Origin of the sequence: Streptomyces sp. R44, assembly GCF_041053105.1 — a bacterium.
In the GTDB taxonomy this organism is placed as follows: Bacteria; Actinomycetota; Actinomycetes; order Streptomycetales; family Streptomycetaceae; genus Streptomyces.
Map to the genome: position 1 here is coordinate 8221865 of NZ_CP163444.1, position 12369 is coordinate 8234233.

The 12369-nt window shown below is 74.2% G+C and carries 8 protein-coding genes and 1 pseudogene; 5 read left to right on the top strand and 4 right to left on the bottom strand.

What is annotated here, in order from left to right; genetic code table 11:
- The first annotated feature begins 54 nt into the window (after positions 1–54).
- Positions 55–1113, top strand: a complete 1059-nt coding sequence (locus AB5J54_RS38000) for a hypothetical protein (RefSeq protein ID WP_369148512.1) — start codon at positions 55–57, stop codon at positions 1111–1113.
- A 353-nt stretch (positions 1114–1466) separates the two neighbouring features.
- Here AB5J54_RS38000 and AB5J54_RS38005 read toward each other — a convergent pair.
- From AB5J54_RS38005 to AB5J54_RS38015, 3 genes and pseudogenes are all read right to left on the bottom strand, one after another.
- A pseudogene (locus AB5J54_RS38005) lies at positions 1467–3069 on the bottom strand (heavy metal translocating P-type ATPase); the annotation flags it as partial.
- Positions 3070–3491: 422 nt separating this feature from the next.
- Complete coding sequence (locus AB5J54_RS38010; RefSeq protein ID WP_369148513.1) at positions 3492–4187, bottom strand: sigma-70 family RNA polymerase sigma factor; 696 nt, start codon at positions 4185–4187, stop codon at positions 3492–3494.
- Between the two features lie 156 nt (positions 4188–4343).
- Entirely contained in the window at positions 4344–5006 is a 663-nt protein-coding gene (locus tag AB5J54_RS38015; RefSeq protein WP_369148515.1) for a hypothetical protein, read from the bottom strand.
- A gap of 242 nt (positions 5007–5248) precedes the next feature.
- Here AB5J54_RS38015 and AB5J54_RS38020 point away from each other — a divergent pair, with 242 nt between their 5' ends.
- Both AB5J54_RS38020 and AB5J54_RS38025 read left to right on the top strand, forming a co-directional pair.
- Positions 5249–6475 (top strand): nitrate/nitrite transporter, encoded by a 1227-nt coding sequence (locus AB5J54_RS38020; protein ID WP_369149585.1) that lies wholly within the window; start codon positions 5249–5251, stop codon positions 6473–6475.
- On the top strand, positions 6472–7560 hold the full coding sequence (locus tag AB5J54_RS38025) for a sugar ABC transporter permease (RefSeq protein ID WP_369148516.1): 1089 nt from the start codon (positions 6472–6474) through the stop codon (positions 7558–7560). The genes AB5J54_RS38020 and AB5J54_RS38025 overlap by 4 nt, the downstream gene beginning before the upstream one ends.
- Here the strand turns inward: AB5J54_RS38025 and AB5J54_RS38030 are convergent.
- On the bottom strand, positions 7547–8743 hold the full coding sequence (locus AB5J54_RS38030) for an acyl-CoA dehydrogenase family protein (RefSeq protein WP_369148517.1): 1197 nt from the start codon (positions 8741–8743) through the stop codon (positions 7547–7549). The genes AB5J54_RS38025 and AB5J54_RS38030 overlap by 14 nt on opposite strands.
- 145 nt (positions 8744–8888) lie before the next feature.
- On the opposite strand from AB5J54_RS38030, the gene AB5J54_RS38035 reads away from it, so the two are divergent.
- Together AB5J54_RS38035 and AB5J54_RS38040 are read left to right on the top strand one after the other, a co-directional pair.
- Positions 8889–10676 carry a CoA transferase gene (locus tag AB5J54_RS38035; RefSeq protein WP_369148518.1) on the top strand — a complete coding sequence of 596 codons (1788 nt, stop codon included), beginning with the start codon at positions 8889–8891 and terminating at the stop codon, positions 10674–10676.
- Positions 10673–12328 (top strand): class I adenylate-forming enzyme family protein, encoded by a 1656-nt coding sequence (locus tag AB5J54_RS38040; RefSeq protein ID WP_369148519.1) that lies wholly within the window; start codon positions 10673–10675, stop codon positions 12326–12328. Before AB5J54_RS38035 ends, AB5J54_RS38040 begins: the two co-directional genes overlap by 4 nt.
- Positions 12329–12369 lie beyond the last annotated feature (41 nt).

Here is a 12369-nt window from a genome sequence, read left to right on the forward strand (position 1 = left end):
CAGACCGCCAGGGGGGATCGCAGGATCCAGCCCGCGATGCGGCACGATGGCGCGATGAACGTACAACAGGGAAGCACGGCAGAGGAATCCATCGGGGAGCTCGCCCGGCGGCTCCTCGCGGTAGACACCGGCGGCTGGACGCCGGAGGGTGTGAGGGCTGCGGCGGCCGAGCTGGGGTGGGCCTGGGGCGGCACGTCGGACGCGCCCGTATGGATCACTGGCCGGTCCTCGGGCGATGCTCGCTTGCGCCCGGTCGGCGATTACGAGAAGCGTTACGTCGACGGCGAGTCGTACGTGGAGCTCGCGGTCCCACTGGCGCTTCCCGCGCCGGACGCCGCGGCGCAGGCGGCGGCCTTCCGCGCCGCGAGGGAGGAAGTGACCGCCGCACTGGGCAAGCCGTCCATCATGGGCTCGCACGGTGACATGGGCCCCTTCTACGACAGCGAGCCGCTCTGGGGCGCCCCCTTCCTGCGCTGGCGCGGCAGGCCGGACACGCTCGAACTGCGTGCCGGGAAGGCGGGGCCGGAGCTGGTCCTGCAGCCCACCGACCCCGCGGAGAACTGGTTCTGGCGTCAAGGGCACGGCGAGGAGGACGCGATCAGCGGCTTCTTCGGCAGCAACCGTGACGAGGCCAACGTCGGCCTCGGCTTCCCGGGCGGCTGGACCGCCCGTAGCTGGGAGACCGTCACCCGGTCGCTGGGAGACTTCCTGGGAGCGCTGCCCGCGGAGACCACCGCCCTGGGGGTACGGATCGCGATGCCGTTCTACGGGCGCAACGGCCAGAGCGCGCCCCTCCTTTTCGACGTGGTGTGCGGCGACCGGCTCTCGATCGCCTCTTTCGCCCCGGACGACGTCGATCCGGCCGCACTCGGCTGGGGCACGGTCGCCGAATTCCCGCACACGGCGTCGGTCTTCGGCGACGACGATCCGGTATGGCGCGTGGACGCGGGCGGCCCCGGCGAACCGAAGGGCCGCGCACTCGCCGAGATGCTCGTGGCCACGGCCAGGGCGGCGGGCGCGAGCGATCCCACCGACCTGATCATCGGCGGCGAGGCGGGGTACGTGGACGGATACGACGTCACCTACTACGGACTGGGGCTGCCGACCGGCTGACCGCCCCTGTTCCCGGCGCTCGCCTGGATCGCGGCAGAACGGAAGAGGCGGTCAGGAGTGGTGCCGCGGTGGGCGGAACAGGGAGTCGCACCGTATGACGCCTCTAGCTCTTCGTGGACGCCGACGCCCCCGAGGAGAGGCGTGTGCGCATCACCGACGACTTCGGGCAGCAGGTGCAGATGAGCGAGGAGCAGTTCTCCGACCTCGTCGCCCCGGCGAAGGCCGGGGCGCTGGAACGCCCGAGCGTGGCCGCGGGCGCGCCTTCCGCCTGAGGCAAGCCCCCTCCGGCGGCCCACGTCCCCGGACGCGGGCCGCCGGTCGTCGCCGGGGTCAGGGGATCCGAGCCGCCGTGCCGAAGGACTCCAGGCACGCAGCCGCAAGCTGTTGCCCACCACCAGGACCGAGCTCGCCGACATCGCGGCCGCCGCCATCGGGTTGAGCAGGCCGAGCATCGGCGTACGAGGGTGACGTCCGAGGCACCGATGGCGGCGTCGGTTCCACTGCCCACGGCGATGCCCAGGTCCGCGCCGGCGAGCGCGGCGGCGTCGTTCACGCCGTCGCCCACGACCGCGACCCGATGCCCCCGTTCCCGCAGGGTGCGTATGAGAGAGGCCTTCTCCTCGGGAGTGCAGCGGGCGTGGACTTCCCGGATGCCCAGGTCGGTGGCCACGGCCAGGGCCGGTGCCTTCGCGTCTCCGGTGGCCAGGACGGGACGCACGCCGAGGCGGCGGAGGGCGTCCACGGCTCGGTAGGTACCGGGACGCACCACGTCCCCGATCTCGACGAGAGCCACCGCATCGCCGTCGACGCGAACCAGGACCGGCGCACGGGCAGCCGCTTCGGACGTCGTCAGCGCGTCGGCCAGGACGGGCGGCAGCTCGCCCGCCGGCGCCCCGACCTCCACCAGCCGGCCGTCGACGACGCCGCGCGCCCCTCGTCCCGGGAGGGCGAGGAAGTCGACGACGTCGGGAAGCTCCGTATCGGCGTGCACGCGCGCGTGGTCGACGACCGCCCGACCCAGCGGATGCTCCGAACCTTGCTCCATGGCCCCCGCGTACCTCACGACGGCCGCCTCGCCGAGACCGCCACCAGGGACGACGGTGACGCGCGCGACGGCCATCCGACCGGAGGTCAGCGTGCCCGTCTTGTCCAGCACCACGGTGTCGATGTGCCGGAGCCCTTCCAGCGCCTTCGGGCCGCCGACCAGGACGCCGAGCTGGGCTCCCCGTCCTGTCGCGGCCAGGAGAGCCATCGGCGTGGCCAGGCCCAGCGCGCACGGACATGCCACGACCAGGACGGCCACGCAGGCGGTGACCGCCGACTGCACGTCTCGGCCGGTCCCGAGCCAGAAGCCGAGGGTGCCGACGGCCGGCCCTCGACCACCTCGCCGTCGGTGGCGACGCGCTCGCCAGGCCGTACGAGGAACGTCTGCCCGACACGCAACCGTTCAAGGGGTACGAGGCGTTCGCCACCACCCTTCTCGCGCACCGCCACGTCCTTGACGCTCAGCCCGGCGAGCGCCCGAAGGGCCGCCCCCGTATCCATGGTCGACGTGGAGTGGCGCATCCCGCGCAGCGCCCGTACGTGGAACGGCCATGCTCCCCACGCGGCCACCGGCGTGGCCAGCACGAAGCACAACCACTGCCAGTTGCGGAACTGCAGGGCGGGAGCCATGGACAGGACCAGTACCGGCAGAGCGAGTACCGCCGTGATCACGAGCCGTCGGTGCTCCGCATCCTCCCCGTCCTGGACAGGTGCCGACCGCCGATCGACCGGAGGCTCGGGAAGCGCCGCCGAGTAGCCTGCCTTCTCGACCGTGGCGATCAGCTCCTCGACGGGGAGGCCGGCGGGGTGGCTCACCCGTGCGCGTCCGGTCGCCAGGTTGACCGCGGCGGTGACTCCCTCCCCTCGGGAGAGCTTCTTCTCGACCCGGTTGACGCACGCGGCGCACGTCATGCCGCCGATCAGCAGGTCCGTCGTCACGGAGTCCGCCGAGGCCGACGCGGGCGTCACGAGTGGCCCCCGTGGTGCGAGTGCCCCGTGTCGGGCGCCGGACTCGTCGTGGACGGCGAGTCCGAGAGGGGGCCGACCGGTCCCACGGCCACTCCGAGCGCGTACGACCCCAGGAAGACCAGAGCCAGGAGCAGGAGAAATCCTCCGAGGACGGCGGGCGGTGACGCGAACCGCCCTGTCGCTTGCGCGGGGGACGACGATTCTCGTGGCTTGTCCATCGGCGGCCTCTCCAGAGCGAGTCGTACGGCACCGGAGGGATCGGGCCGTGTTTCCGGAGGAGTCGGACGGACGCGTGGTCCGGTTCCCGGGGCGGGATCACGGCACGACACCGTGATCCCGCCCCGTCACGTACGGGACATCAGGGTTCAGGCGAGCGCCGGTGCCCGCGTGAACCGTCTCCGTGGCGGCGCGTCGCCACCCGGGACGGACTCCGTCAGGCGCACCGCCTCCTCCTCGCCCCGCAGCAGGGCGACCAGGGAGGTCCGGGCCCGTGCCACCCGTGAGCGGACCGTGCCGACGGGACAGCCGATGGCCTCCGCTGCCTCGGCGTAGGGCAGGCCCAGGAGCTGGGTGAGGACGAAGGCCTCCTTCCGCTCGGCCGGAATGGCGGCCAGGAGCTCGGCGAGCGCGATGCCGTCCTCGAAGCCGGGCAGCCCCTGGGGCTGGGTGTGTTCGGCCTCCGTCTGCCAGTCGTCCCGGTCGGAGAGACGTGGACGGGCGGCCGCGTGCCGCAGGCTGTCGACCACCGTCCGGCGGGCGATCGACAGAAGCCACGTACGGGCCGAGGAACGCCCCTCGAAGCGGGGCAGTGCGGCGAGCGCGCGGAGGAAGACCTCCTGCGTGAGATCGTCGGCCGCCTGGCGGTCGGCGCTGAGGTAGGTCACATAGCGCCGGACGTCGCGGTGCAGGGCGCGTACGAAGAGGTCGGCCTTGGCCGGGTCGCCGTCCCGGGCGGCCAGCGCGAGCCGTGTCGTCGCCGCGTCGGTGTCCGCGTCCGGCGCGTGTGCCGAGCGGGCTGGTCTCGCCGGGCGCTGAGTGAGGGTGTCGTGGGCAGGAGTCATCGCCACAAGTCCTTACGAGGCAAAGGGAATCCGGCCGGGCGCGCGGATGAGGGCGGCGCCGTGCCGGTGACTGGTACGGCCTGCAGCGACCGAGCGGAAGCGGCATGACCGATGCCCGAGGGACGGACTGAGCCGTCGAGCTCGGGGAGCCGGCTGTCAGAGGACAGCGAGTGCCTGGGGAGGACCTCGGGAGATGAGCGAATGGGCGAGGAGGAGCTGCCGGGGAGCGCGCTCGTCACCGGCCCGTACCGGCCGGAAGCGAGGCCCGCTTCGCACGGCGGGGACGAAGGACGCGAGCAGCGGACACAGGGGGCGGAACAGCCGCAGGGACGCGGCGCGCAGGAGACGGAACGCCGCCTGCTCGCCGTACGCCATCCACAGTCCGCTCAGGAGCGCGGCCAGGAGGTGCGCCGAGAGCATGCCGAAGGATGCCGACATGTTTGTCATGTCGTGCCCGGCCGGCGCCTCGGAGATCATGCCGACGGACGAGGTCATGTCCCCGTGGCCCATGGCCGCGTGCGACATGTGAGCGTGTGCCGCATGCACGTCGCCCATCGGCATCGGCATGGACATGGACATGGGCACGGCCGTCGGCATCGGCGTCGTCGGCTGGGACCAGGAGAAGGCCGTGTGGAGCGCGCTCTGCACGACCACGCTCGCCGCGGTGACGGCGAGGAGGCCGCGCTCGCGGCTCGCGAGGACCCAGGTGACCGCCGTGGTGGCGGCGAAGGCGAGGGAGAGGGTCCAGGCGGGCACGCCCTGCCCCGACATCAGGATGTGACCGGTGGCAGCGAGCAGCACACAGACGGCCGCGAACATCGCGGCCCGCACTCCTCGCGAACATCGGCCTGGTGTCATGGCGCGCCCATCCTTGCACCCCTCTCCGGAGGCATGAGGGCGGGTACGGCCGTCCCGCGGCCGCCCCCTCGACCTGTCGGGACATGAGTACGCGACTGTGACACGTCCCACAAGAGCGCCTCGGGAACTTCCGGCACGGTCGCGACGACTCCCTGAAGGCGACGGCGTTCGGTCCGTTCGCCGAAGCGGGGAGGGGACATGTGGTGAGGAGGGCGGGCACGGCGACCGAGGCGGCACCTGCCGATGCCGGAGAGGGGTCGGCCCGCGGACTGACCGCGCTCCTGACGACGGCCATGGCCTTCTCGATGATGCAGCTCTTCCTGCTCGGAGCGCTGGGCCCGCGCCTCGTCGACCGACTCGGTGTCTCGGAGACCGTGCTGGGCCTGACCACCACGGTGGGCTTCGGCACGGCAGCCGTCCTCTCGCCCGCCGGCGGCCGGATCGTCGACCGCATCGGCCCCCGCCGGGCCCTCGTGGCCCTGCTCGCCCTCTCGGCCGTGGCACTGGGTCTGATCGGCGCCGCGCCCGGCTCCAGTCTGCTGCTCGCGGCCGTCGCGCTCGGCGGCCTGCCCCAGGCGCTCGCCAACCCGGCGACGAACAAGGCGATCCTGGTGTCGGTACCCGCGCCGAAGAGGGGCGCGGTCACCGGTGCCAAGCAGTCCGGTGTCCAGCTGGGGGCCTTCGTGGCCGGGCTGCCCCTCGCCGTGGCCGCGAGCGCGATCGGCTGGCGGGGCGCGGTCTGGGTGGCTGCCGGTGCGGCGCTCCTCGCTGCCCTGTGGGCCTGGCGCACACTGCCGGCCGACGCGTCATCGCCGCCGAAGGTGGCCGCGAGCGGTCCGGCACGGTCCCGCCCCCGTGGGCCCGTGCCCTGGCTGGCCGCCTTCTCGCTCTTCCTCGGCGCGGGCATCGCCTCCGTCAACACCTACCTCGCCCTGTTCGGCTCCCAACGCCTCGGCATGGGGCCCACGGTGGCGGGCGCTCTGGTCGCGGTCCTCGGCGTCGCGGGGATCGCCGGCCGCGTCGGCTGGTCCCGGGCCGCCACACCCGGTCGGGCCCCGTGGCTGCCGGGCCTGCTCGCCGGGGGAGCGGTGGGCGCGGCCGTGCTCCTGGCCGCCGCCGTCCGCGTCGGCCCGCTGGTGTGGGTGGCAGCGGTGGCGGTGGGCGTCTTCGCCGTGTCGGGCAACGCCGTCTCGATGGTCCTGGTGATGCAGCGCTCCGCCCCGGGCCGCGCGGGGCAGGACTCCGCGCTGGTCGCCGCCGGCTTCTTCGCCGGATTCGCCGTGGGGCCACCGCTGTTCGGGTTCCTCGCGGAGCGCGGGCGGTACGGGGAGGGCTGGTCGCTGGTCGCCGTCGAGTTCGCCGTCGCGGGGGCCGTCGCGCTCGCCTGGGCGGTGCGGGACCGCCGTACGCGCGCGGACGGTCCGCGATGACCGCCACGGGTGGGGCCGAGGAAGCCCTCGACCTCATGTGCCGCCGCGTGGGGGAGACCTCGGAGCAGGTGGGTGACCGCTTTCCCCTGTACGCCGAGCCGGCCGACGGTCGTTGGACGACGACAGGACGTGGATCGTGGACGGGCGGATTCTGGGCGGGACTTCTGTGGCTCCGGGCCGGCCACACCGGGAGCGACGCGGACCGTACGGCGGCTGCCGCCGTCACCGCCCGGCTCGCCCCCTGGGCCGAAGCGGACACCGCGACCCGCGGCCTCATCCTCTGGTACGGCACCGCCCTGGCCGGCGAGGACGGTACGGCGAGAAGCCTGCGGGAGCGTGCGGCGAAGTCCGCCGTCGGCGCCTTCGACACGGCACTGGGCCTCGTCCCGTGGGGCGCGGCCCTCGGCGGCGCACGGCTGCGGGCTCGTACGGACGGCGTCCCCGGTCTCGTACCCCTGCTGGCCTCGGCCGGACCCGAGGGCCAGACGGTGGCCGCCGCACACCTGCACCGCCACCTGGACCTGTGCCTGCCCGGCGAGGGCAGCGGGCGGCCCCGCCCGGCATGGCGCTGGGACGAGGCGCACGGCTGGCTGGCCGAAGCGGATCCCGCACCCGGCTGGGCCCGGGGTGAGGCGTGGCTCCTCCTGGCCGTCGCGGACGCCCTGCTGCTCGCGGACGCCCCGTGCCGGCGTACGGACCGGCTTACTCGGGCGGCCGAACTCCTCCTCGCGGAGTGCGCGATGCTTGTCGGCCCCCCGGTCCCGCCGACGGACGCCGACCGGGCGGACGGCCCGCTCGACACCTCGGCCGCCGCCATCACCGCGGTCGCCCTCCTGAAGCTCGCGCTCGTTCCCGGGGCCGCGTGGTCGACAGCGTGCGCGTCCCGGGCGGAGGCCGTCCTGCACCGGCTCGTCCACGACCACCTCGCCCGGCCGGGCGGCCCGCGCCCGGCCGGGATGCTCCTCGACGGCTGCTACGACGCCCGCAGCGGCACGGCCGTCCGCCACGAACTCGTCTGGGGTGACTTCTTCCTGGCCCTCGGCCTGGCGGCCCTCGTCGGCCGCGTCGACCTCAGGCGGGTGTGACGGCGGAGCCCGGACGGCTCCGCAGGACGCGCCGGGCGACGGACGAGACGTGCTGCTCGTCCGGCCCGTCGAGGATGCGGGCCGTGCGACCCGTACGGAACAGCGCCGGCAGGGGCGTGTCCGGGCCGAGGCCGGCCGCGCCGAAGACCTGGATGGCCCGGTCCCCGACCTCCTGGAGGGTGCGCGCCGCCGCCGTCTTCGCCAGCCCGACCTCCACGTGGGCGTCGCGTCCGTCGGCGACCAGGGCCATCGCCTCGTACACGAGCGGCCGTGCCGTCCTCAGTGCCAACAAGCATTCGAAGACGTGCTGTCGGACGAGCTGGCGGTCCGCGAGCGGTCCCCGTGCACCCTGACGTGCCGTGGCCCGGTCACAGAGGAGATCGAAGGCCCGCTGGGCCTGACCGAGCCACCGCAACGCCCGTAGTGTCCGCCCCAGTTGGAGGCGTTCGCCCGCGACGGCCAGGGCTTGCCCGGTGTCGCCCACGAGGTGATCCTCGTCGACCTCGACGCCGTCGAACTCGATCTCGTACTGACCGGTCGCGCCCAGGATCGGCAGCTCGCGCACGATACGGAACCCGGGGGAGTCGGTCGGCACGAGGAGCAGGGAGAGTCCGGTGCGGTCTCCGGCCGACCCGCTGGTGCGGGCGAGTACGGTCACGAGGTCCGCGTCGCCCGCGTTCGACACGAACCACTTCCGGCCCGTGACGCGCCGGCCGCCGCCGGGCCGTCGCTCCGCCCGGGTCGTCGTGAGTGCGGGCTCGGTCCCCGGCGTGTCCGGCTCCGTCATCGCGTAGCAGGTACGGAGGTCGCCGGAGACGAGGCGCCGCAGGTACTCCGCGCGCACCCGTGCGGATCCGTGCCGCGACAGCATGGTCACGTCGAGGAGGGACGCCGATCCGAGGGCCGCGGGACCGTGATCACTGGCACCTTCGGCCTCGGCGATCGCCGCGTAGGCGCTCAAGGACAGCCCGCCGCCGCCCAGTTCGGTCGGCAGGGGGAGCGCCCACAGGCCGGACTCACGGGCCTCCACGCGTAGCCGCTCCCGAAGGTCCCTGGCGTTCGGACCGCCCGCGTCGAGATCCGACTCGGACGGGAAGACGCGTTCACGGACGAACGCGGAGACCTTCTTCCGCAGCAGGTCGACATCCGCCGCATCGTGATCCGTTACGTCATGATCCGTCACTGTTTTCCTCCATCTCGGGAACTCGACAGAACACGCGTCCGACTGCCTGCCCGTGGAAGTGGTCGGGCGTACCGGCTCCCCAGTTCCCGTGACCGTGAAAGTCCCCGTGCGACGGCCACCACCGCCGCGCCAGGAGAGGAGAGCCATGGCGTCATCAGCGACCGCGCACACCGCGGTCCGCCGTCCGCTCGACACAGCCCGTCCGCTCGACGCACTGCGGTGCGACATCGGCGGCCCCGAGGCTCTGACCCGCGTCGTGTCCGACCATCTGAGGCGGCTCGGGGCGACGGTCCGGGACGACGGCTCGGGGGACATCGCACTCGGCGGCGATGGGTTCGCGCCCGTCGCGGCCCGCACCGCCTGGGGGTCGGCCGGCTCCGGGATCGAGGACGAGGCCACCGCCCAGGCCGTCACCGGCGTCATGGCCGTCCACGGCCGCCGCCACGGGACCCCGCGCGGCCTCGGCGTCGACTGTCTGGCCACCGCCACCGGCGTGCTCACCGTCCAGGGCTTGCTCGCCGGGCTCGTCGGGCAGGCCCGGGGCGGTGCGCCGGCCCGCGTGCGCACGACGACGGCCGACCGGGCCGGGCTGCTCACCGTCTCCCAGTACCTCGCCGCGGCCGGCGCCGACGAGCCGGAGGCCGTCGAACCGGCCCCCGGCGGACCGCCGTTCACCTCCGCCGACGGCTTCCTCTTCGAGCTGGAGACACTCGACCCGGGGGCCTGGGCGGAGTTCTGGCGCGCCCTGGAGGCTCCCGCCGACGCGATACGAGCGGGCTGGCGGCCCTTCCAGTTCCGGTACGCCACCGCCTGCGCGCCCTTCCCCGTCGACCTGCACGAGGTGACCCGTCGCCACGCCTGGGCGCGGATCCGGCAGGCCGCCGCGCTGTCGGGAGCCGAGGTGTGCCGACTGCGGACGCTCGCCGAGCGCGCAGGAGAGGACGACGGCGCCGACCCGTGGAGCCTGCGCACGCTGGATCCGGGCCGACGGGGGACCGCCACGGCCGCCACGGCGGACCGGCCGCTGGCCGGCCTGACCGTCCTGGAGGCGGGCCGCCGGATCCAAGCACCCCTTGCCGCACATCTGTTGGGCCTGCTGGGCGCCCGCGTGATCCGGATCGAGCCGCCGGGCGGTGACCCGCTCCGGGGCATGCCGCCCGCCTGCGACGGGATCTCCGCCCGCTGGCTCGCCCTCAACCGGGGCAAGGAGGCGGTGGAGATCGACATCAAGGCGCCCGGTGACCGGGGCCGCCTGCGTGAACTCGTGGCCGACGCCGACGTGTTCGTCCACAACTGGGCCCCGGGCAAGGCCGCCGAACTCGCACTCGACGCCGAGCACCTGACCGCCGTGAACCCGTCCCTCGTCTACGCCTACACCGGGGGCTGGGCCGACCGGCTCGACGACGCCCCCATGGGCACCGACTTCATGGTGCAGGCCCGCACGGGTGTCGGGGAAGCCGCCCATCCGGCGGGCGAACCGCCCGTCCCGTCCCTGATGACGCTCCTCGACGTCCTGGGTGGTCTGCACGGCACCGAGGCCGTCCTCGCCGGCCTGCTTCTGCGCGAGCGCACGGGCCACGGCGTACGGGTCGACTCCTCGTTGCTCGGCGCGGCCGACACCCTCCTCGCCCCCGTCCTGCGACAGGTCGCCGCCGGCGCGGACTCCCGGCGCCCCGCCGGATTCCGGTACCCGCTCCGGACCTCCGACGGCTGGATCGCCCCCAGCGACACCAGCGCGCCCGCCGCCGCGGCGTACGACGTCACGGGCATGTGCACCGAGGACGCCCTGGACCGGCTGCGCGGCCACGGCCTGACGGCCACCGCCGTCACCACGGACCTGTCCGCCCTCCACCACGATCCGCGGCTGTCCGGCTCGATCAGCCGGGACGCGCACGGTGCCCCCGCCGTCCCCGACCCCTGGAGCTTCGCGTGACCGTCACCCTGACCGACCTGCTGCCCGCCGAACTCCGCCGCTCCTGGGTGGTCGACGGCACCTGCCCGGACCTCGACCTCTACAGCCTCTACCGGGCCAGACAGATAGCCGACCTGCACCGCACCGCCGTGATCGACGCCAAGGGCACGCTCTGCTACACGGCCCTCGACCGCAAGGTCCGATGTCTCGCCGAGGGCCTGCGCGGGCTCGGCATCGGTGTCGGGGACGTCGTCGCCGTCCAGCTCCCCGACAACCGCAACGCCGTCATCGCGGATCTCGCCCTCGCCGCACTGGGCGCCGTCGCCCTCCCCTTCCCCGTCGGGCGCGGCGCCGTGGAGGCCGAGTGCCTGCTGCGCCGCGCGGAGGCGGTGGCCGTCATCGCCGCGACCGAACACCGCGACCAGCACCACGCCGCCGACCTCCAGACCCTCGCCCCGGCACTGCCCGCCCTGCGCCACGTGATCGCCGCAGGACGCGGCACCGCCCCTGAGGGAACGATTCCCCTGGCCCAGCTGCTGCGGACGGACCCCGCCGGATTCGTCCCGGCCCGCCCCGACCCCGACAGCGCCGCGCGCATCCTCGTCTCCTCCGGGTCGGAGGCGGAACCGAAGATGGTGGCGTACTCCCACAACGCCCTGGCCGGCGGGCGCGGCAACTTCCTCGCCTCCCTCATGCCCGACGGCGCTCCGCCCCGCTGCCTCTTCCTCGTGCCGCTCGGCTCGGCCTTCGGGTCGAACGGCACGGCCGTCACGCTCGCGCGGCACGGCGGCACCCTCGTCCTGCTCGACCACTTCACGCCCGAGGCCGCGCTCGCGGCCGTGCGGGAGCACGAGCCCACCCACATCCTCGGCGTGCCCACCATGATCCGGATGATGCTGGAGGCCCTGGAGAAGGCGGACGGCCCGCTGCCCACTCCCACCGCGCTCGTCCTGGGGGGCGCACCCCTCGACGAAGCCACCGCGACGGCGGCGGCCGAGGCGTTCGGCTGCCCGGTCGTCAACCTCTACGGGTCGGCGGACGGCGTCAACTGTCATACGGGACTGGGGCATTCCGTGCCGCCCACCGACCGCTCCGGCGTCGTCGCCGGCCGGCCCGATCCCCGGGTCACCGAGATCCGCATCGCCGACCCCGACACGCACGAGCAGCTGCCCGACGGGCGGGTCGGGGAGATCGTCTCGCGCGGACCGATGACCCCGCTCCGCTACGTGGCCTCCCCCGACCTCGACGCCCGCTACCGCACTCCGGAGGGGTGGGTCCGGACGGGCGACCTCGGCTTCCTCGACGACGGGGGCGTCCTCCACGTCGTCGGCCGTTTCAAGGACATCGTGATACGTGGCGGCGCCAACATCAGCCCCGCCGAGGTCGAGCGCGCACTGGTCTCCCACCCGCAGGTGCGGGACGTCGTCTGCGTCGGGGTGCCCGACCCGCTGATGGGGGAGCGGCTCGCCGCCTGCCTGGTCGGCAAGGGCTCCAGGGTCCCGACGCTGACGGAACTCGGCGTCTACCTGGCCGAGCGCGGTCTCGACCGGCACAAGCACCCCGAGCACCTGCTCGTGCTCCCCGAACTGCCGCTGACCGCCGCCGGAAAGCCCGATCGCGCGGCGCTGCGGCGCCGGATCGCCGAGCGGGGAACCACCCTCGTCGAGGCCTGACGGCATGAGGGAGGGGAGGGCCGCCGTCGGCGGCCCTCCCC

What these genes read in the sequence shown, in the direction of transcription:
- AB5J54_RS38000 (WP_369148512.1), top strand. Translation starts at nt 55, where the DNA reads ATGAACGTACAACAGGGAAGCACGGCAGAGGAATCCATCGGGGAGCTC.
- AB5J54_RS38010 (WP_369148513.1), bottom strand. Translation starts at nt 4,187, where the DNA reads ATGACTCCTGCCCACGACACCCTCACTCAGCGCCCGGCGAGACCAGCC.
- AB5J54_RS38015 (WP_369148515.1), bottom strand. Translation starts at nt 5,006, where the DNA reads ATGTTCGCGGCCGTCTGTGTGCTGCTCGCTGCCACCGGTCACATCCTG.
- AB5J54_RS38025 (WP_369148516.1), top strand. Translation starts at nt 6,472, where the DNA reads ATGACCGCCACGGGTGGGGCCGAGGAAGCCCTCGACCTCATGTGCCGC.
- AB5J54_RS38035 (WP_369148518.1), top strand. Translation starts at nt 8,889, where the DNA reads ATGGCGTCATCAGCGACCGCGCACACCGCGGTCCGCCGTCCGCTCGAC.